This window comes from Deltaproteobacteria bacterium, from assembly GCA_016180845.1.
Lineage (GTDB): Bacteria > UBA10199 > UBA10199 > JACPAL01 > JACPAL01 > JACPAK01.
On the sequence record JACPAK010000002.1, the window covers coordinates 68823 to 88660 of the forward strand.

General features: G+C 50.6%; 20 protein-coding genes. 18 read left to right on the forward strand and 2 right to left on the reverse strand.

Features of this window, described 5'->3' with window-relative positions; translation table 11 throughout:
- The first annotated feature begins 35 nt into the window (after positions 1 to 35).
- The 5 genes from HYT76_04465 to htpX all read left to right on the forward strand — a co-directional run bounded on the left by HYT76_04465 (position 36) and on the right by htpX (position 3181).
- Positions 36 to 551 (forward strand): hypothetical protein, encoded by a 516-nt coding sequence (locus HYT76_04465; GenBank protein ID MBI2082804.1) that lies wholly within the window; start codon positions 36 to 38, stop codon positions 549 to 551.
- A 126-nt stretch (positions 552 to 677) separates the two neighbouring features.
- Entirely contained in the window at positions 678 to 923 is a 246-nt protein-coding gene (locus HYT76_04470; GenBank protein MBI2082805.1) for an AbrB/MazE/SpoVT family DNA-binding domain-containing protein, read from the forward strand.
- Positions 920 to 1345 (forward strand): type II toxin-antitoxin system VapC family toxin, encoded by a 426-nt coding sequence (locus tag HYT76_04475; protein ID MBI2082806.1) that lies wholly within the window; start codon positions 920 to 922, stop codon positions 1343 to 1345. The genes HYT76_04470 and HYT76_04475 overlap by 4 nt, the downstream gene beginning before the upstream one ends.
- An 18-nt stretch (positions 1346 to 1363) precedes the next feature.
- Positions 1364 to 2320 carry an ROK family protein gene (locus HYT76_04480; protein ID MBI2082807.1) on the forward strand — a complete coding sequence of 319 codons (957 nt, stop codon included), beginning with the start codon at positions 1364 to 1366 and terminating at the stop codon, positions 2318 to 2320.
- Positions 2321 to 2338: 18 nt separating this feature from the next.
- On the forward strand, positions 2339 to 3181 hold the full coding sequence (gene htpX / locus HYT76_04485; protein ID MBI2082808.1) for a zinc metalloprotease HtpX: 843 nt from the start codon (positions 2339 to 2341) through the stop codon (positions 3179 to 3181).
- 90 nt (positions 3182 to 3271) lie between these two features.
- Here htpX and HYT76_04490 read toward each other — a convergent pair whose 3' ends face one another.
- Positions 3272 to 5704, reverse strand: a complete 2433-nt coding sequence (locus HYT76_04490) for an MMPL family transporter (GenBank protein ID MBI2082809.1) — start codon at positions 5702 to 5704, stop codon at positions 3272 to 3274.
- Between the two features lie 64 nt (positions 5705 to 5768).
- Between HYT76_04490 and trpE the strand changes: the two genes are divergently transcribed.
- Genes trpE through holA form a run of 11 tightly spaced genes read left to right on the forward strand, consistent with a single transcriptional unit; the run spans position 5769 to position 16771 of the window.
- Complete coding sequence (trpE, locus tag HYT76_04495; protein ID MBI2082810.1) at positions 5769 to 7214, forward strand: anthranilate synthase component I; 1446 nt, start codon at positions 5769 to 5771, stop codon at positions 7212 to 7214.
- Positions 7214 to 7780, forward strand: a complete 567-nt coding sequence (locus tag HYT76_04500) for an aminodeoxychorismate/anthranilate synthase component II (GenBank protein ID MBI2082811.1) — start codon at positions 7214 to 7216, stop codon at positions 7778 to 7780. Before trpE ends, HYT76_04500 begins: the two co-directional genes overlap by 1 nt.
- Complete coding sequence (trpD, locus tag HYT76_04505; protein ID MBI2082812.1) at positions 7777 to 8784, forward strand: anthranilate phosphoribosyltransferase; 1008 nt, start codon at positions 7777 to 7779, stop codon at positions 8782 to 8784. The genes HYT76_04500 and trpD overlap by 4 nt, the downstream gene beginning before the upstream one ends.
- Positions 8777 to 9559 (forward strand): indole-3-glycerol phosphate synthase TrpC, encoded by a 783-nt coding sequence (gene trpC / locus HYT76_04510; GenBank protein MBI2082813.1) that lies wholly within the window; start codon positions 8777 to 8779, stop codon positions 9557 to 9559. The genes trpD and trpC overlap by 8 nt, the downstream gene beginning before the upstream one ends.
- Positions 9556 to 10173: a phosphoribosylanthranilate isomerase gene (locus HYT76_04515; protein MBI2082814.1), complete on the forward strand. Its 618-nt coding sequence runs from the start codon at positions 9556 to 9558 to the stop codon at positions 10171 to 10173. Before trpC ends, HYT76_04515 begins: the two co-directional genes overlap by 4 nt.
- Complete coding sequence (gene trpB / locus HYT76_04520) at positions 10170 to 11324, forward strand: tryptophan synthase subunit beta (protein MBI2082815.1); 1155 nt, start codon at positions 10170 to 10172, stop codon at positions 11322 to 11324. The genes HYT76_04515 and trpB overlap by 4 nt, the downstream gene beginning before the upstream one ends.
- Positions 11305 to 12087, forward strand: coding sequence for a tryptophan synthase subunit alpha (locus HYT76_04525; GenBank protein MBI2082816.1), 783 nt, complete (start codon positions 11305 to 11307; stop codon positions 12085 to 12087). The genes trpB and HYT76_04525 overlap by 20 nt, the downstream gene beginning before the upstream one ends.
- Before the next feature lie 59 nt (positions 12088 to 12146).
- Positions 12147 to 12701, forward strand: a complete 555-nt coding sequence (locus tag HYT76_04530) for a hypothetical protein (GenBank protein MBI2082817.1) — start codon at positions 12147 to 12149, stop codon at positions 12699 to 12701.
- Between the two features lie 13 nt (positions 12702 to 12714).
- Positions 12715 to 13377, forward strand: a complete 663-nt coding sequence (locus tag HYT76_04535) for a hypothetical protein (GenBank protein MBI2082818.1) — start codon at positions 12715 to 12717, stop codon at positions 13375 to 13377.
- A gap of 59 nt (positions 13378 to 13436) precedes the next feature.
- Positions 13437 to 15875 (forward strand): leucine--tRNA ligase, encoded by a 2439-nt coding sequence (locus tag HYT76_04540; GenBank protein MBI2082819.1) that lies wholly within the window; start codon positions 13437 to 13439, stop codon positions 15873 to 15875.
- The gene (gene holA / locus HYT76_04545; GenBank protein ID MBI2082820.1) at positions 15872 to 16771 is read left to right on the forward strand and encodes a DNA polymerase III subunit delta; all 900 of its coding nucleotides are present in this window, start codon (positions 15872 to 15874) and stop codon (positions 16769 to 16771) included. The genes HYT76_04540 and holA overlap by 4 nt, the downstream gene beginning before the upstream one ends.
- 5 nt (positions 16772 to 16776) lie before the next feature.
- Here holA and rpsT read toward each other — a convergent pair whose 3' ends face one another.
- Positions 16777 to 17088 carry a 30S ribosomal protein S20 gene (gene rpsT, locus HYT76_04550; protein MBI2082821.1) on the reverse strand — a complete coding sequence of 104 codons (312 nt, stop codon included), beginning with the start codon at positions 17086 to 17088 and terminating at the stop codon, positions 16777 to 16779.
- Positions 17089 to 17149: 61 nt separating this feature from the next.
- Between rpsT and HYT76_04555 the strand changes: the two genes are divergently transcribed.
- Both HYT76_04555 and HYT76_04560 read left to right on the forward strand, forming a co-directional pair.
- Positions 17150 to 18463, forward strand: coding sequence for a hypothetical protein (locus tag HYT76_04555; protein ID MBI2082822.1), 1314 nt, complete (start codon positions 17150 to 17152; stop codon positions 18461 to 18463).
- Positions 18464 to 18744: 281 nt separating this feature from the next.
- Complete coding sequence (locus HYT76_04560; protein MBI2082823.1) at positions 18745 to 19800, forward strand: hypothetical protein; 1056 nt, start codon at positions 18745 to 18747, stop codon at positions 19798 to 19800.
- The last annotated feature ends 38 nt before the right edge of the window (positions 19801 to 19838 follow it).

Below are 19838 nucleotides of genomic sequence, written 5' to 3' on the forward strand. Positions count from 1 at the left end.
GACTTTAACAAGGACACAAAAAGAAGGAGTTCAAAATGACATCGGTAGCAAAGGCACAGTTTCAGTCCATTATAGAGCGTTGTTTGGCAGAGCATCCCCCAACAGACAGGACACCACAGATGGATCATCCTGATTTCATCAATTGTCTCAATGAAGGGGTTAGCTCAGAGTTTAAATCAGCTCCTAGCCCGTCGTGGCTGTACTATGGCGGTGCTGCATTCGTCTCGGCCGGTCTTTTTGCTATTTCTACTGGATATTCGGAATGTCTGGTATCCACCCCTCTTTCTGTAAAGTTACTGACAGCCGCTTTTTATCTTCCTTTGCAAGGGGCCCTGACTTACTTTCTTTGGAATCAGCCCGATAACAAGGGATATTTTTTTACGAGCTCCGCTATTGCTGCTCTTCTGGTAGGGCTCTTCACACACGTTGTTGAGGACTTGGGCCCTCTCAATATCCTTGCTGGTGTCATCGTGGCATTCTATGGAATTGTGGCGATACATAACACAGTGACGGACAAATTTGGTATGCGCCCCTCTGACTGGAGGCGCTGAAGATGGCCCTGTAGCAAAAGTCGACTTTATTATGGGCAAAAGTTGACAGTCGACTTTGTTTATTGCAATCGCTGAATTAGCCCTTGAAGTTAAACCAAATTTAACTATAATTAAATAGGTTAAACTATGGCGAAGCAGCTGATTAGAATCGGTAACTCCCTAGGTCTTACCCTCCCGACGAATGAGGTGAAGCGCCTCAATCTAAAGCCAGGAGATAAGGTGGAAATCTACTCCGATGGGAAGTCTCTCAAGATTGTGCCGGCGATCAAGATCAAGCCGACAAAGCTTGCTGGTCTCTGGAAGGGGATCAAAATTACCGAGGAGGATATCAGCGAGGTGAGGCGTGAGATGTGGGGGGTGAGGTTTAAGTGAAGTCTCTCTTTGAAATGGAACAGTATCTGGCGGATACCCATTCGCTGATCTGGTACCTCACCTCGGATACCAGGCTTTCCACAGAGGCGCGGCGACGTTTTGAAATCTCCGAAAAAGGTGAGGGGATCATTTTCGTTTCCGTCATGACGATTATCGAGATGATTTATTTGCAGGAAAAGGGAAAGATTCCAAAACAACTCCTCGAGCTATTCAAGAGATCGTTTATTCAGGAGACAAATGCCAGCTTTCAAGTGGTCAGTCTTGACTATGAACTTGCCCTGTCACTTTCTAATATCCCGAGGGAAGCGGTCCCGGAAATGCCCGATCGGATCATTGCGGCGACCGCTTGCTCGTTAGGGATTCCGCTCATTACCAAAGATGAACGATTGCACCAGTGGGAAGGGGTTGTCACAATTTGGTAAATGCGATAAGACCCTCCTGTGAACCACGCCATCGCCGTTGATCTCGGCGGAACGAATCTCCGCGTTGGGCTTGTCTCTCCAGAAGGGGAGATCCTTTTTCAAGACAAGGTCCCGTCTCCTTCAAAATTAAAAACCCAGGAGAGTCTAGAAGAGATCGCTTCGGTTATTCAAAAAGTTATCGAAGCGGGTGGCCGGAAAAAGATCGCCGGGATTGCGCTCGGGATTCCGGGGATTGTCGACATCAAGAAAGGGGTGATTTATCAGGCGCCCCATTTTCCGAACTGGAAAAATTTAGAGATCCGTTCTTTTTTCGGAAAGAGATTTTCAACCAAAGTGGTTGTCGACAACGACTGCCACATGATCGCGCGCGGTGAGGCGTGGAAAGGGGCTGGAAAAGGACTCGAGAGTTTTATGTTGTTGACGCTGGGGACCGGGATCGGTGGTGGGATCTATTGGAAGGGGGAGATCCTTTCCGGGGATAGCGGATTTGGTGGAGAGGTGGGGCATATCGTGATCGAGACAGAGGGGAGACGGTGTGATTGCGGGAGTCGGGGTTGCCTCGAGATGTATGCCTCTGCCACAGGAATTCTTCATGAGATTGAAAAGGATACCGATGGGGGAGAGAATCGCCGGCGTTTTCTTGAGAAGATTGGGGGGATTTCCAAGGTAACTGTGGAGAAGATCTATCACGCCGCTCAGGAAGGGGATATCTACGCGCATTCCCTTTTTCAGAAGCTGGGGAAATATTTAGGGATTGGGATTGCGTCCTTAGTGAATGCGATCGGGATCGAGACGGTGATTTTGGGGGGTGGTGTGAGTGGGGCGTTTGATTTCTTCGTTGATCCCTTGAAAGAAGAGTTAGCCAGGAGGACCTACAAGGAAACCGCGAGGCGAGTGAAGATCTTGCGCGCTGCGCTAGGAGATGAGGCCGGGCTTCTCGGTGGCGCGAGGTCGATCTTGACAGCGACGCGATGACGACCCATATTCCTCGCTATGAATTATCTTAAAACGGCCATCCTTCTCGCCTCACTGACCGCCCTGATGCTGGTTGTCGGTCGTGCCCTTGGGGGTCGGGGTGGGATGTATTACGCCTTGATCTTCGCGGCGATTTTTAATGTCGGCAGCTATTGGTTTTCCGACAAGATTGTCCTCAAAATGTATCGTGCAAAGCCGATCACCGAGGCGGAGTCGCCTGCTCTTTACAGCACCGTGGCACAGCTCGCGCAGAAGGCACGAATCCCGATGCCGAGACTTTATTTGATCCCGTCACCGGCGTTGAATGCCTTTGCGACCGGTCGATCTCCTCAGCATGCGGTCGTAGCGGTGACCGATGGTCTCCTGCGTCATCTGAATCGTGACGAACTAGAAGGGGTCCTCGGCCATGAACTCTCGCATGTGATCCATCGTGATATGCTGATCAGTACGATTGCAGCGACGGCCGCTGGTGCGATCTCGATGCTCGCCTCGATGGCCCGATGGGCGCTGATCTTTGGTGGTGGTCGATCCTCAAACGATCGGAATGGGCACAATCCTTTTGCCAGTATCGTCATGCTGATCGTTGCCCCTATCGCTGCGATGTTGATCCAGATGGCGGTCTCTCGTTCTCGTGAGTATGCCGCCGATCTTGGTGGGGTCAAACTTTGTGGAAATCCCCGTTCGCTCGCGAACGCCTTGAGAAAACTTCAAGCCGGTGCCGAACAGATTCCTCTGACAGCCAGTCCTGCAACAGCTCACCTCTTCATCATGAATCCACTCTCCGGTCGTGGCCTCATGCACCTCTTCTCGACGCATCCGCCGATTGAGGAGAGAATCAAACGTCTCGAATCGATGAGATGAAAATCCCCCTCCCGGCCTCCCCCTTTTTCAAAGTGGGAGGGGCGTTCATGGAACCCCACTTTAACAAAGGGGGGTTGAGGAATCCTCTGACTATAATCTGAGGGGGGATTTTATTTCCCGCAATTTCAGAATGAGTGGCAAAAACACCAACGTCGACAGCAGACAGGTCCCAACACCAATCACAGCGAGCAGGCCGATTGAATAAAGTCCCTTATGGATTGAAAAAAGCAGTCCCGCAAAACCACCGGCATTTGTCAGTGAAGCGAGGAGGCAGGTAAGCCCTGTTGTCGAAATCACTTTTTTGAGAGACCCTTTTCCCATCTCGTCATAGCGGTGCATGAGGTGGATCGCGTTATCAATACTCATTCCCATGACCGACGGGATGATGATCATGTTGTAAAAATTGAATCGGATATCAAAAATATTCATGACCCCCATCAGCCAAAAAACCCCCATCAAAATAGATGAGATCACGAGCAGACTTTTTCGGAACGATCGAAAGTCGAGCATGACAAAGGCGAAGACCGAGAGGAGGGAGAGGATCAGGACACGTGGGATATCCTTGAACATCGTTTCGAGGACTATTCCAAAGAGACTTGCGTCGCTCGAAGGATGCCGAAGCCCGGTAGAGGTTTCGATTGTACGGATCTCCTTGGCAAATCGCATCGCATTCCGGCCGTCATCCAGTTCGAGCTTCGGTTGGGCGTTGATGAAGAAAAGGGTTCCCGGCGGTTCCGGATTTCCCATAAAAAATTCCTTGAGCTCCGTCGGGATATCCTTTTCGGCAAATGGCTTTGCCTCCTGGAGGATCTCCTTGAACCGGTCCAGATCCTTTTTTTGTTCTCCCTTGACCAGACGTATTGTGGGATCGGAGAGCATCTCACGCATCTCGCCGATCACCTTCATCTTCTCTGGTTGATCGATCGGGAAGAGATCGTAATACGATCGTGTCGTGTCGATCGTTGAGTTCGCGGATTCCTCCTTCTTCTTTTTGAAATAGGATTTAATCTGATCGGCTTCGTTACGATCCTGAACAATCAATACAGCCGGGTTGTTGACCCTGGAGAGGGTTGAGCGCTGCTTCTCTTTTGCGATCCGGACCTCCGGGATATCGGCGCGGATTTTTTTGGAGTCGTATTCGAAATTAATCAGGAAGGGGGAGAGGAGGGAATAGAGGCTGAAGCAACCAAAAAGTGATAGTACTACCCACGTATGGCGGGTGGGTCCTGTCTTGGGTTCCGCCCACCCGTGCTCACCCGTTGCGCGCGGGCGGGCGCCCGACCCAAGCCACCCACCCACCACATCTTTTTTCCCAGGAACTTTAGTTGCTCTCAGTAGATTGATTTTCTCCAATAAAACAAGCAACGCTGGGAAAAAAGAAAAATAGAGTAGAAAAATAACGCCAAGACCGATGCCGGCAATCAATCCGAACTCCGAAAATCCGCGAAAGTCATTCACGATCAGGAGCAAAAAGGTGACCGCTACGGAGAGAACCGAGGTCAGGATCGCCGGTGCCAGGTGTCCATAAATCTCTCTCAGCCTCTCTTCCAGAGAAAGTCCGTTTTTTCTTGCCTCGTGGTAACGACTATAGATGTGGATACCGTTTTCAATGCCGAGTCCGCCCAGTATGGCGAACAAAAAGGATGTCGTGACAGAGAGCTTCGAGATGAAGAGCGAGCCGATCGTGAAGGTGACCGGGATACCGATCAAGAGAGGGGTGAAGATCAGGAACACAACAAAAGGATTTCGGAACCGGATCAAGAGAGGGATAAAAATACAGATGCCGGAAATAAGACCGGCAAGCTTGAGATCTCGCAGGAGGGCGCGGTATTCGAGAACCTTTGAGGGGCCGGAGATGTAGAGCTTTAGCGTCGGTTCGAAGTCCGACGGTTTTTCAAGTCGGACGAACGCCTCCAATTCATCATAAAACCTTGAGGCCGATTTAAGCGAAGAATCTCGGTCGAGCGACTCCACGTAGAGGCTGAAGGTCTTTCCATCCTGACTCACATAATATTCGCTGCGTGACGCCTCAGAGTATTCGACCCGGTATTTTTCCTCCAGATCCTTGAAGCTGAATTCATCTTCCCCTTCGAGGTCGAACAAAAACCCCTTCAACTTTTCCTTCTGGATCCTTCGATCGATCCGGTCGCGAATCTCCTGCAGATCGCCAAGCTCAAGAAAGAGCAGTTTGTATTGATCGAAAAAATGATGCCCCGGTTTTGTGAGACTGACCTTCCCGACAAATGGAGTTGCCTTAAGCCGAGAGGCAAGATCCTTCAGGTAGGAGATTGTCCTGTCGGGATTTTCTGATTCGAGGATCAGCGGGATCCGCGTTCGATTTTCAACCTTCTTGCGGATCTGGGTCAATGTCTGGACGTTCGGATGATCGTTCGGGAGCAGATCGACAGGATCTGTGCTGATCTGGCGATAGAGTCGTATGGTTCGAGGGATGGAAAAGGCTCCGATAGCGAGGCTAACAATCAGAATGAGAGGCCAGATTTTAAGCGCCCAGCGGGCCAGCATTTTTCCCTCCTCTCATTTTTTTTCTCGATTGACAACATATTGAATTCCCCTGAGAAATGTTGGTGTGAAGACCAACATAACTTCTTTTGAGGAGTTCAGGTCCAGTGGAGGAAGACGACCGATCGTTGCCGAAACCCCTTGTGACTTCGAGACACCGGTCACCCTTTTTTCCAGATGGCAGAAGGAAAAATATGCGTTTCTGCTCGAAAGTGTCGAAGGGGGGGAGCGGTGGGGACGTTACAGTTTTATCGGTCTCTTTCCTTTTTTGATTTTTAAGAGTCGTGGGGAGACGATCGAGATCGTCGAAGATGGGAAGCGGCGCTTTGAGAGGCAAAAAGATCCGCTTGATACCCTTCGTCAACTTGTGAAGAGGTTTGCGGTAGCAGGCTCCGAGACGCGATTTTCGGGGGGAGCGGTCGGTTTTGTCTCCTATGATGCTGTTCGCCTCTTCGAAAAAATTCCGGTTTTGACAAAAGACGATGGAAACTTCCCCGATCTTTTCTTTGTTTTTCCCCGTCTGATTCTTGTCCTCGATAATCTGAAGCAATCATTGCAAATCCTCTGGATTCCAAAATCGGGAGAGGCCTCCAGAAAGGAATATGAACGGGGCAAGGCGATGATTGGACGGGTCCGGAAATCTTTGGGAGGTGGTTCGAAGAATTTGAAGAAGCAGAAAAAAGCGCGACCCTTGTCGTGGAAGAAAAACCTTACCGAGAATACTTTTTGTGAAAAGGTCTCACGGATCAAGGATTACATCATGGCGGGGGATGTGACCCAGACTGTTTTTTCACTGCGATTCGAGACAGCGGGGCGTCGGGATCCTTTGCAAGTTTATCGAACACTCAGGCAGCTGAATCCCTCTCCTTATCTTTATTATCTGAAGCTTGGGGAGACGATCGTCGTCGGGGGGTCGCCGGAAACAATGGTTCACCTCGAAGGAGATCAAGCGGTGCTTCGCCCGATCGCTGGTACCAGGAGACGAGGGAAGAGTGAGGAGGAAGATCTTGCTTTGGAGCACGAACTTATTGCCGATCCAAAAGAGAGGGCCGAGCATGTGATGCTTGTTGATCTCGGCCGGAACGACCTTGGTCGAGTGGCGAAGCCGGGGACTGTCGTCGTCGATCGGCTTATGACGATTGAGCGGTATTCCCATGTCATGCATATTGTTTCCAACGTGAAGGCAACGCTTCAGGGGGGGAAAGATGCCTTTGATCTCCTGCGTGCCACCTTTCCGGCTGGCACGCTGACCGGTTCGCCAAAGATTCGTGCGATGGAGATTATTGAGGAGCTGGAGCTTTTACGGAGGGGGCCGTATGGGGGATGTGTCGGCTATTTTTCTTATAATGGGAATATGGATATGGCGATTACGATCCGATCGGCGATCTTTCACAAGGGAAGAATCTATGTCCAGGCGGGGGCGGGGATTGTCGCTGATTCGGAGCCGAAGTTGGAGTATCAGGAGTGTTTGAATAAGGCGAAGGGGATGATGATGGCGGTGGAGGGGGTGTAATGTTACTGGTCATCGACAATTACGATTCCTTCACTTACAATCTGGTCCAATATTTTTTGGAACTTGGTGAAGAGGTTCGTGTCTTTCGGAACGACGAAATCACGGTCGATGAGATTGGGAGATTGAGACCGGCGAAGATCGTCATCTCCCCAGGCCCTTGCACGCCGAGCGAGGCTGGGATTTCGGTCCCGACCATTCAGAAATTTTCAGGAAAGATCCCGATCCTGGGTGTCTGTCTCGGCCATCAATCGATCGGGCAGGCATTTGGCGGCAAAATTATTCGGGCCAAGAGCGTCATGCATGGCAAGACCTCGATGATCCATCATGATGGAAAGACGGTCTTTAAGGACCTGCCGAATCCCTTCGAGGCAACCCGGTATCATTCCTTGGTGATTGAAAGAGAATCTCTGCCTGATTGTCTGGAGATCACCGCCTGGACGGATGATCAAGAAATCATGGGGGTGCGACACAAATCGTTATTCATTGAAGGCGTCCAATTCCATCCCGAGTCAATCCTGACGAAGGAGGGGAAGAGGCTTCTTAAAAACTTCCTCGATCTCGTATGATCTCTTTACCTTTAGAAAAACTATCGGCTGGTTCCTCCCTGACAGAAGATGAAATGGCCTCTGCCATGAAGGAGATCATGGGGGGCAAGGTTCCCGAAGGAGAAATCATCGAGTTTTTGGCACTCCTCCGGCAGAAGGGGGAGGTTGAGTCAGAAATCCTGGCGGCGGCGAAAGTCCTCAGAGAATTTTCTCTTAAAGTCTCTGTGAATACTGAAAATCTCGTCGATACCTGTGGAACGGGGGGGGACTCGAAGGGGACTTTTAATATCTCTACTGCAGCGGCTTTTGTCGTGGCCGGGGCCGGTGTGCGGGTGGCCAAACATGGAAACCGTGCCGTAAGCTCGCAAGCCGGGAGTGCGGATGTCCTGGAGGCCTTGGGGGTGAAGATCGATGTCGAGCCGATTGTGGTTCGACGCTCACTGAGTGAGGCAGGGATCGGTTTTTTCTTTGCCCCTCGCTATCACCCGGCGATGAAAAATGTCGCGGCTGCTCGAAAAAAAGTGGGGAAAACGATCTTTAATCTTTTGGGACCCTTGATCAATCCGGCAACCCCGTTGAGCCAGGTGGTCGGCATCTATGATCCGAAGAAGATGGTTTCCTATGCGCGTGTCCTGAAGGCGCTCGGATCGCGGCATGTCTGGGTTGTTCATGGCGACGATGGACTCGATGAAATTACCCTCACGGGAAAAACGAAGATAGTTGAGCTAAAGGGGGGAGAGATTCACGAATTCCAAATAGATCCCAAAGATTATGAGATCAACTACTGTCGTCCCCAGGATCTTCAGGGAAAGGAGGCCTCTCACAATGCCACACTGCTTCGTGGTTTTTTGGAAGGGTATGTTTCACCACTCCGTGATGTGGTGGTTCTGAACGCCGCTGCGGCACTGGTTGTTTCCGGGCGATCTAAAGATTTTGAGGAGGGGGTTATGTTGGCGAATCATTCATTGGACCAAGGGAAGGGGTATGAGTGTTTGAAAAAACTGATAGAAGTGACGAATGCTTGAGAAGATTCTCAAATACAAGAAAGAAGAACTCGAATCGACGATGCGACGGGTCCGTTTGCCTGATGTGAAGGCGAAGGCGGAGGATGCGGAGCCGGCGAGGGATTTTCATGGAGACCTTGAGTCACTCGCTCAGCAAATAAAAATCATCGCCGAGATCAAAAAGGCCTCTCCTTCAGGTGGTGTGATTTTACAAAAATATGACCCAGTTGGCATTGCGATGCAGTATGAGGAGAATGGGGCGGCGGCGATCTCGGTCTTGACCGATGAGCATTTTTTTCAGGGAAGTTTGAAACATCTGAGTAATGTTCATGAGGCGGTAAAACTCCCTCTGCTTCGGAAGGACTTCACATTTCACGAATACCAGATTTATGAGGCCCGAGGGGCCTTGGCCGATGCGATCTTGCTCATTGCGCGGATTCTTGATGATTTTCAATTGAAGGATTATCTGCAGCTGGCAGGCGATTTGGGGATGGCAGCGCTTGTGGAGGTTCATGATGAAAAAGACCTCGAACGGGCGTTGAAGGCAAAGGCGGCGGTTATAGGAATCAATAATCGTGACTTGGAGACCCTGAAAACCGATCTTGCGGTAACCGAGAGATTGGCGCCGAAAGTAGGGGCGTATCGCGATACGCCCCTACTTGTTATTTCTGAGAGTGGGATTTCAGAGAGAAAGGATATTGAGCGATTGAATAAGGTCGGGGTTCGTGTTTTTCTGATCGGAGAGGCGTTGCTTCGTGAGAAAAATCCGGGAGAGAAGTTAAGAGAACTTTTATGATCCTCGTCAAAATTTGCGGTATTACAAATATCGAAGATGCCATGGCGGCAGTGGAGTTCGGCGCTGACCTTCTCGGGTTTAATTTTTGGCCGGAGTCTCCCCGTTTTGTTCCGTTCGAAAAAGCCAAGAAAATTATCGATGAAATTCCACCGTCAGTGATGCGTGTGGGGGTTTTTGTTAATGAGCATTATGAAAATGTGAAAGACATTTCGATTGATCTTGGACTTGATTATCTTCAGTTTCATGGAGATGAACTGCCTGGGTATTGTGATCAATTTGCGACACCTTACTGGAAGGCCTTTCGTCTCCAGAGCGAAAGAGATATCGATCTGATGAAAAAATATCATTGTGATTATTATCTCGTCGATGCCTATGTAGAGAGTCAGCGAGGAGGAACAGGGCTGACAGGAAATTGGGAACTGGCACGGCAGGCAAAAGAAGTTGGGAAGGTGATTCTCGCCGGCGGATTGACACCGCAGAATGTGGAAATGGCGATTCAGGTGGTAGGGCCGGATGGGGTTGATGTCGCTAGCGGAGTCGAAGAGAAGCTTGGGAAGAAAGATCACGAAAAGATGGAGGAATTTATTGTGAGGGCGAAGGGGCATATCCAATGAGTCATTTGCCAGACAGGGGCGGTCTTTTCGGGGAGTTTGGCGGCCAATATGTCGCTGAGACCTTGATGCCGGCGCTCAAGGAACTGGAAGAGGCGTATCGTCGGATTGCGCGATCAAAAAAATTTAAGGAAGAATTCAATCAACTGGCCCGAGATTATATCGGAAGGCCGACACCGCTTTATTTCGCGAAAAGGTTGTCGGAAGAAATCGGTGGGGCGAAGATTTATCTCAAGCGTGAGGATCTTTGTCACACCGGCGCTCACAAGATCAACAATACCTTGGGCCAATGTTTGCTGGCCCAACGGATGGGGAAGAAGAGGATCATCGCCGAGACCGGTGCAGGACAGCATGGCGTCGCGACCGCGACGATGGCGGCCCTCCTCGGGATTCCTTGCGAGGTCTACATGGGGGAAGAGGATATCGAGCGGCAATCTCTGAATGTTTTTCGGATGAAACTCCTCGGTGCGAAGGTGAAACCGGTTAGTTCAGGAAGTCGGACTCTCAAGGATGCCTTGAACGAGGCGCTTCGGGATTGGATCACGAATATCCGGACGACCTATTATGTGATCGGCTCTGTCGCGGGGCCGCATCCGTATCCGATGATCGTCAGGGATTTTCAGTCGATCATTGGAAGAGAGGTCCAATATCAATTCCGTAGGCCGGATTGCCTGATCGCCTGTGTCGGCGGCGGTTCCAACGCGATTGGCCTTTTTCATCCGTTCTTAAAGGATCGTTCGGTTCGGATGATCGGTGTCGAGGCGGCCGGTGCAGCGACATTGGCGAAGGGCAGGGTAGGAGTTTTACATGGATCCAAATCGTATCTCTTGCAGGATCGGGAGGGACAGGTGCGGACGACACACTCGATCTCAGCCGGGCTTGATTATCCCGGTGTCGGGCCGGAGCATAGCTATCTAAAAGAAGCGAAGAGAGTTCAATACGTGACGGTGAATGATCGAGAGGCGCTTCAAGGTTTAAAACTCCTCTCCGAGACAGAGGGGATCATCCCGGCGCTCGAATCAGCCCACGCGATCTATTTCGGTACCCGGTACGCACGGAAGCTGCCGAAAAATAAGGTGATTGTTATTAATCTCTCCGGACGAGGAGATAAAGATATGGGGACGATTGCGAAGTATGTCGCGAATCTCAAATAAATTTAAAATTCTCCGCCAGAAAAAACGAAAAGCGCTCATTACCTTCATCACCGCCGGGGATCCGAACATCCCAACAACGAAAAAACTGATCTTTGCCTTGGAGAAGGGAGGGGCCGACATCATCGAGCTCGGGGTCCCGTTCTCCGACCCGATGGCGGATGGGCCGGTTATCCAAAAGGCCTCCGAGAGGGCGCTTAACAAAGGGGTGACGCTTTCAAAAATTCTCCGACTCGTTCGGGAGGTTCGCAAGACGACCGAGATCCCGATTCTATTGATGGGGTATTACAATCCGATCTTGGCCTACGGCCTGAAGCGGTTCGCCACCGATGCGGCGAGATCTGGGATCGATGCGGCCCTTGTCGTCGATCTCCCGCCGGAAGTGGCGGGTTCTTTGAAGAGGGAGCTCAAGAGAAAGAAGATCGATCTGATCTTCCTGCTTGCCCCGACATCGACTCCTGAGAGGATCCAGAAGGTCTGTCGCAAAGGGAGCGGGTTTATCTATTTTGTCTCGGTGACCGGAATTACAGGGGCACGGTTGAAGGGGCCGAATGAGATCCAGAAAAAGATTCGAGAGATTCGTCGTAAGACCGATTTACCGATCGCGATCGGATTTGGGATTCGTACCCCCTCTGATGCCCGTAAGATCAGCCGTCTGGCCGATGGGGTTGTGATCGGGAGTGAGATTGTCCGTCGGATCGCCACCTCGAAACAGCCGGCTCAGGTAGTCCAGCGGTTTGTTCATTCCATCAGGAAGGTCATTTGATGACCTCCTGTGTCATAGCCCAACCACAACTTGCTGAATTCTAAGCCGATAACCAAGCTGTGAATGTTAATCGATCGACCGCCTTTTCAGTCTTGGCAACGATCCTTGAACATCTCCATCAGGGGATCTGGACGATGAATACCTCCAAAGGAGCAAGCCCGGTTCGTCCTCTCCTCTCTCATGGTACGCGCATTCGCGGGATTCGCCAGCAGGCGATCGCGATGCAACTTCGAACCGCCTATCTGGAATTGATGCATCTGGCAGGGCAGGTTGAGAGGAATCCAGGACTCCGTTTGGCTGACGGCCCCTTAAAAGGGGTACCTATCTGTCGTCGAAAGGATGTTGTCCGTTTGTGTCACGAATTGGCAGGAAGGGTTGATCGGTTAAAGCCGGTGGTTCCTCCTCGGGGAAGGAAGCCTCAAGTTGTAACACTGGGGGGTTTACATCGAAACCGGGATTTCAAAGAAGGGGTTGAGGCCCCTTTCCTGTGGGCCGATGTTTATTTTCGAACCTGGAGCTTGCAGAGGCATGTCAGGCTTGGCAAACCAACAGAAATTTCAGTCGAGAGTACCCAACGGAGAGGACTAGCAACCCTTCTGAAGGTTTGTCGATGAGCCTCTTGAGTCTATGACGACCGCCTCCTATTTAACCCAACCGGTAGACCTCTTTAGGGAGCTTCTCGCTGTTTTTCAAAGGGTAGATGATGTGATGCTTTATGCAGCGGATGAAGCAGTTATTCCTGACTCGAGCCCTTGGGGAGCGGTCGCCCCGTCAGTTTCGAGAACTTGTGAGCAAGAAATGGGACGTGTTCAACGCCTGTGGGACTCGCTCGATGCGGGGGAAGGAATGGTCCGGTTCCCTCAAGAAGATTTTCATGTGGGAATCGATCAAGCGGAATTAGATAGGAGACTTGCAGTGAGGGAGGTGACGAGGGGGAGCGTGGTTCAGCCTATTGATTGGAAAAAAGGGGGTAGAAAAGGTGGCCCTTTGGAAATCGCTCCACCAATGAGTTCACTGGAGAGGGCAAAGGCGATGCTGGCGACAACTTACCAAAAACTGCAAAGGCTTCAAAAAGAGGCCGATGCCCCGATCGGGACAACCATTGGGGCGATGAGAAATCGAAGTAGTCATCGGGCCTTTTGGGGGAATGGACTCAGTGCGCTCCAGGCACAGGTTCGAGAGACCTCTTGGCGTGCGACATTCGGTCAACTCAGTCTTGTTTTTGGAGTCCTTAGTTCGATAGCGTTGGTAGTGGGTCTTTTCGAAGTTTTGTCTTCTGATCCTGCCTGATTTTTTCTTAGGTCCCAAAACAGTTGCGAAATCGGTCCATTTCGTTACAAAACCACCCCATGGAGCGTTTTTACAATCCTAAAGAGATAGAACCCAAATGGCAGAGACTTTGGGCTGAAAAGCAGGTTTTCAAGGTTCGCGAGGATTCCTCGAAGAAAAAATACTACTGCCTCGAGATGTTCCCGTACCCCTCCGGTCGGATCCATATGGGGCATGTCCGGAACTATTCGATCGGGGATGTCATTGCCCGTTATAAGAAGATGAAAGGGTTTAATGTCCTGCATCCGATCGGTTGGGATGCGTTCGGGATGCCGGCGGAGAATGCAGCGATCGCCAACAAGACACATCCCCACACCTGGACGATCCAGAATATCCAGAACATGAAGTTGCAGTTTCAGAAGATGGGGTTCTCCTATGACTGGGATCGAGAGGTGACGACCTGCCTTCCAGAATATTACCGATGGGAACAGCGTCTCTTTCTCCAGATGCTCAAGAAGGGACTCGTCTACAAAAAGAAATCTTATGTGAACTGGTGCGATCAGTGTCAAACAGTTCTGGCCAATGAACAGGTGGAGGGAGGGGCCTGTTGGCGGTGCGACCAACCGGTTCGGATGAAGCCCCTCGAACAGTGGTTCTTCAAGATCACCGATTATGCGAAGGAGCTTCTTGAGGAGACTCGGAACCTGAAAGGATGGCCGGAGCGGGTCCTGACGATGCAACGCGAATGGATCGGCGAGAGTGAAGGGGCGACTGTTCGATTTGAGCTAGAGGGGAAGGGAGAGGGCTTCATTGAAATTTTTACAACCCGGCCGGATACACTGTATGGCGCTACTTTTATGTCGCTTGCCGCGGAGCATCCCTTGGTTTTGAGTCTTGCGAGAGGGAAGCCACAAGAGGTCGAGGTGAAACGATTCGTTGAAAAAGTTTCCAAGATCGAAAGAGAGAAGAGACTCGCTGGAGATTATGAGAAGGAGGGGGTCTTTACTGGGGCGTATTGTTTGAATCCGTTGAATGGCCGTCGCCTGCCGATCTATGCTGCCAATTTTGTCTTCATGGATTACGGCACCGGCGCGGTGATGGCGGTGCCGGCGCATGACCAGAGGGATTTTGAATTCGCAAAAAAATACAATCTCCCGGTCGTTGTTGTTATTCAACCGTCACCCAAAGAACCTCTCGATCCTTTGACGATGAAAGAGGCGTATCTGGAAGCGGGAGTGATGGTGAACTCAGGTGCTTTGGATGGAACGCCATCAGAACGTGCGAAAGAAGAGATCGTCAAACTGTTGGGTCCGGCCGGTCGTAAAACAACGATGGTGAAGCTCCGCGACTGGGGGATCAGCCGTCAGCGCTACTGGGGGACGCCGATTCCGGTCCTCTACTGTCCCAACTGCGGGATGGTCCCTATCCCTGAAAAAGATCTGCCGGTCGTCTTGCCGACCGATGTTCCCTTGACCGGAGAGGGAGGATCGCCACTCTCCAAGGCGAAGTCCTTTTTGGAGGTTCGGTGTCCCCAATGCCCCGCGACGGCCCGTCGTGAGACCGATACGATGGATACGTTTGTTGAGTCGTCGTGGTACTTTTTACGCTACTGTTCTCCCCGCAATGATTCCAAGATGTTTGATCCCAAGGCGGCTGCCTACTGGATGCCGGTTGATCAATATATCGGCGGGATCGAGCATGCCGTCCTGCATCTCCTCTATGCCCGGTTTTTTACGAAGGTCTTGAGAGATCTCGGATATTTTGGAGATCATTCTTTATCCGAACCATTTGCAAACCTCTTAACCCAAGGGATGGTGATCAAAGATGGCTCGAAGATGAGCAAGTCGAAGGGGAATACCGTTGACCCGGATGAGTTGATTGAAAAATATGGCGCGGATACCGTTCGGATCTTCTGTCTCTTCGCGGCGCCACCGGAGAAGGATCTCGACTGGAGCGATACGGGGGTTGAGGGAGGATTCCGTTTTCTGAAGCGGGTTTGGGCGCTTGTTTACGAGTCACTTCAAGAGGGATCGCTTGTTGATGAAGGGGATCAGAAAGAGAAACAGTGGCTTCATCGCACGATCAAGAGAGTGACGGAGGATCTTGAAAGATTTCATTTTAATACGGCGATCGCGGCGCTGATGGAATTTTATAATTTTCTCCATGATCGGAAAGAGAAGCCGTCACGTGCCTCTCTGAACGGACTGGTGCAACTTCTCTCCCCATTCGCGCCGCATTTGGCGGAGGAGCTTTGGCAGACCCTGGGGCATCATGAAAACGTGAGTGAATCGACTTGGCCACGGTATGAGGAGTCGCTTGTGCAGACCGACCAGGTGACATTGATTATCCAGGTGAATGGGGTTTTGCGAGGGCGGCTGCAAGTTTCCTCGGGTATTTCGGAGGATGAGGTGAAAAAATTGGCGCTGGCCGAGGCGGCTGTGCAGAAATTCGCGGTGAATAAGAAGCTGGTGAAGACAATTTATGTGAAGGATCGGTTGATTAATCTGGTGCTTCAATGATCCACATCTTTACAGGCGAAGAGTATCAGGTCGAATCAGCTTACAAAAAGCTGATCGAGGAGAAACTCTCCTCACAACGTGACTTCAATCTCGATATTTTAGAGGGAAAAGAGATCTCGCTCCCACTCCTCTCAGAACGGTGTCGGAGCCTGCCACTCCTCGCCCCGACACGTGTCGTTGTTGTGCGGGATGCCGACAAGATTTCCAAGAAGGTGTTGGAGGATCTTTTGGAGACGATCGGTGAGGTCCATCGTTCTGTCATCCTGATTTTTGTTGCCCCCAAGTTCGATCAGCGACTCAAATTCTGGCAGAGGGTCAAGGAGATCGGCCAATGGAGGGAATTTCGTCCCTTGACCGCTCGAGACCTTCCCTCATGGATTCAGGCGGAGTGCCGTGCGCGCCAGATCCGGATCGAACCGTCGGCGATTTTGTGGTTGATCGAACGGGTCGGATCGGAACAGCGACTTATTTTGTCTTCTCTGGAAAAAGTTTCGCTGCTCGTTGGGCGCGATCGGCCGATCCTGGCGGAGGATTTCGAAAAGGGGGTCGATAGTTTCTCATGGAAGAGTCTCTTTGATCTGACCGATGCTGTTGGGAGGGGGGAGAGGGCGCGGGTTTACTCCCTGCTCGATCGCATGATGATAGCCGGTGAGAGTCCTGTCGGGATGCTGGCGTTGATCGCGCGGCACTTTCGGATCCTCTGGAAGGTGAAAGAGACTGGGGAGGGGGCCCCACCTTATTTTCTCAAAAATTACCAGGAACAGGCGAATCGTTTCAGCCTCGAAAAACTTGGAAAAGCGGTCGAAAGAATTTTTGAGACCGACTGGCAGCTCAAGAGTTCACCGATTCCGCAAAAGATTTTGATGGAGAGGTTGGTGTGGGAGTTGTGTCGGTAGGGGAGTTATAACCCTTGAACGAGAGAGGACAGTCGCGCAATATGCCTCGAGGCATGGCGGGCATGCACGACCCCTTTTCCGGCGGCCTTGGAGTAGAGAGACATCGCCTCTTTTAAAAACTGCTTCGCCTTCTCCTGACTCTTCTGCCGAACCGCATCTCTGACCTTCCGGGCGATTGTTTTGAGTGCGGAACTGACCGATTGATTTTGGAGCGCCCGCTTCAGATTTTGACGCTGTCTCTTGATCGTGGAACGATGGCGTCCCTTCGGGAGTCGTCTTTTGGCTGCTTGGCCAGCTTTCTTTGGTGCCTCTGCCATGGTGGCGTCTCAGTAGTAGGAAAGGGTTGCAAAGTCAAGTTGTTAGAGCTAGGCGGGCTTTATGGAGGTTGTCGACGGACTCTTCAGGTCGGCAGTACCGGAACTCGATATAGATGTTCTTTTTGCCCGCTTCGCACCTCGAGACGATTCTCCTCAATCTTTCTCCATTGGAAATTGGACCAGTCATGTCGGTCGCGGATTCGTGAACGAAGGCGTCGAGTCGTTTCGAGGGCTTTTCTCGGTCGGGGGAGCGGCGCTTGCGATCGGGATCGGCATGATTGCACGACAGTACGAGGGACTCCTTAAGGGTTTGGTTATTCTGGGAGTTGGAGGGGGGGCGTTCAATATCTTCAGGGGGCTTGTGATGACCTTTAGAGGTGACGAAGCCGGTCAGGGGAAGGGGGCGGAGCAGATCGGTCGAGGACTTTTTTACTGTCTGCCACTAACCAATGTTCTGAAGCGGAGGGTGACACGATCGCATCTAAGGCGAGAGGCTTATCGGAATATTCAGTCACGAGGAGAGGTTGTCAAAGATCAGCGGGAATTTATTAGGCTGTCGGAGACGCTTGATCGACGTCTCGATAAAATGTTGGAGCCTTATGAGGAACCGATTGTCCAAGTCATCAGGGAGGCCCACGGCGAACCGGTTTTTAATAGTGAGTACGAAATTGGGGTTGCTGCCGCCTCTTTCCCCAATACCATTCATGTGGCCGATCGATATAATCAATTTCTTTCCCCTCGCATGAGGGATTTTTTCAAAGTCGTTCTCTCCCTCGATAAACTTCACGAGTCGAGACATCTCACTAAATTCCATGACGATTTTCCGATGCTTTGGGATTATTGCATTGAGAATGAGGTGGAAGGGACTGTCGAGATCCTGGAGGTCATCAAAAACTGTTTTCGATTAAGGGCTCGGCATGAGTCGCGGCTTCGAGATGTCTTTACAGCTGTTTGGAAAAAGGATCGGCAACTGATTCGAGAGGCGGTCAAGTATCGCGTCTATGAGTGGACGAGGCGTGATGAGATCCCGTCATTTCAGGAAGAATATTGGGCGGTGCGGGAGACGTTAGGGGGGATTGATTGGGAACGGACTTTTACACGTCTTTATCAAAGATTTGAAAAGAGGGAGATGCGGAATTGGTGGGAACGTTTCAAGGAATGGTTTCAGTTGAGAGAAATGCGGCAAACAGTCCGATCGAACCTCGTGATTCCCTTTGGCCTGACAGAATCCCAATATGTTTATTATCGGACGAGGGGCTACGATCTTTTTAAATACTTCGGTGAATCAGATCACCTCTTTTATCGAAGCGCCTATCTCTTCTTCTACGCCCATGATGCCGGGATCCGGCTTGTTCGAATGCGGGGTGAAAATTGATGATTTCATCTGGCCTATCTTCGATTGCTCAAACAATTTTAGCAGGGGGCAGAACTGAACCCGGAGTAGATCCGGTAGCCGATGTTGCCCCTTTACCTCATCCAGCATCTTCATTTTCTTATATTAGCTGGGGGAAGAATGTTGGGTTGGGATTTGTGGAGGAGGGGATTTCTTCTTTCAAGGCGCTCTTTTCTCTTAATGGGCTTATCTTTGGTACGGCAACAGCGATAGCTGGCGCTATCCCCAGTCGACTTCCTTGGGCGGGATGGATTTTCGTCATTATGACAAAAATTGGTTTGGCTTGGGGAGGATTGAATCTACTTACGGGTCTCTACTTTTCGATCCAAGAGGGTCAAGAAGAGGCAGGGAAGAGAATTGGCAGTGGATTCTTCTATCTGATTCCATTCGGTGGTTTTTTACTGAGAACCGTCAGAGCACGACAAGTACGAATGCTGAAGCAGGCGGCCAAAAAACAAACAGAAGAAGGAGCCATTTTAACAGAAGTGGAAGACTTGAGGAAATCTGTTGAGAAACTTAAGAGGCAATTGGATCGGGATCTGAAAGGATTGCCGGGTGATGTTGCCAGTAAAATAAGGCACTCCGTAGAGAACCCCGAGCCCACAAATTTTGGCAATTTGCGTGTCGTTGCAGCGGCTTCGTTTCCGGATCGCATATTGATTGCTTCACATTACGTAGAGGAAGTACCTCCGCTCTTGGGGGAACTGTTTAATGTCTATACCTGGGCTCTTCGGATTCATGAGGCGAGGCACTTACGGCAATATTACGAGTCGGCTCCAAGGCTTTGGTGGGCGTGTGTGAATCGGGGGGGGATTGATCATCGTCCAACCCCTCGAGAAACCTACAAGCTCTTTGGCGGCAAAGATCTCAAACTTCTTTGGGAATCGATCAAAATTTGGTTAGTCAAGCCGAAACAAAAATGGGAGAGAGAAGGTCAACTTGCGAATTACCAGGCAGTTCGTGAATCCTTGGCTGGAATTAATTGGCAAAAAACTTGTGCAGGAGTCATTGAGAAGAGTGGTTCTGAATGGGAATTTAAAGAAGCAGGCGCGCTAGCCGATGAAATTTTAGAATGTCTTGCCTATCCCTTCCGAATGTCTGCTCCTGAGTTTTTTTCATGTCGGATTGTACCCTATATTGATGATTATCCTCGTATGAGTTTCTTTAATGATCGGGATCGTTTTGTTTCTGAAGTCTTTTTCTTCGGTGGTCTTTATTCATACCTTGTTGGTAATGATGTTTTCCGAACATCGGTCCGCACGGCAAAAAGAGTATCCGACAAATCAATTGATATCGACATCGAGGTTCATTTTCATTAATTCATAACTCCCCCTTAAATAACTAAAAAGTAGTCATC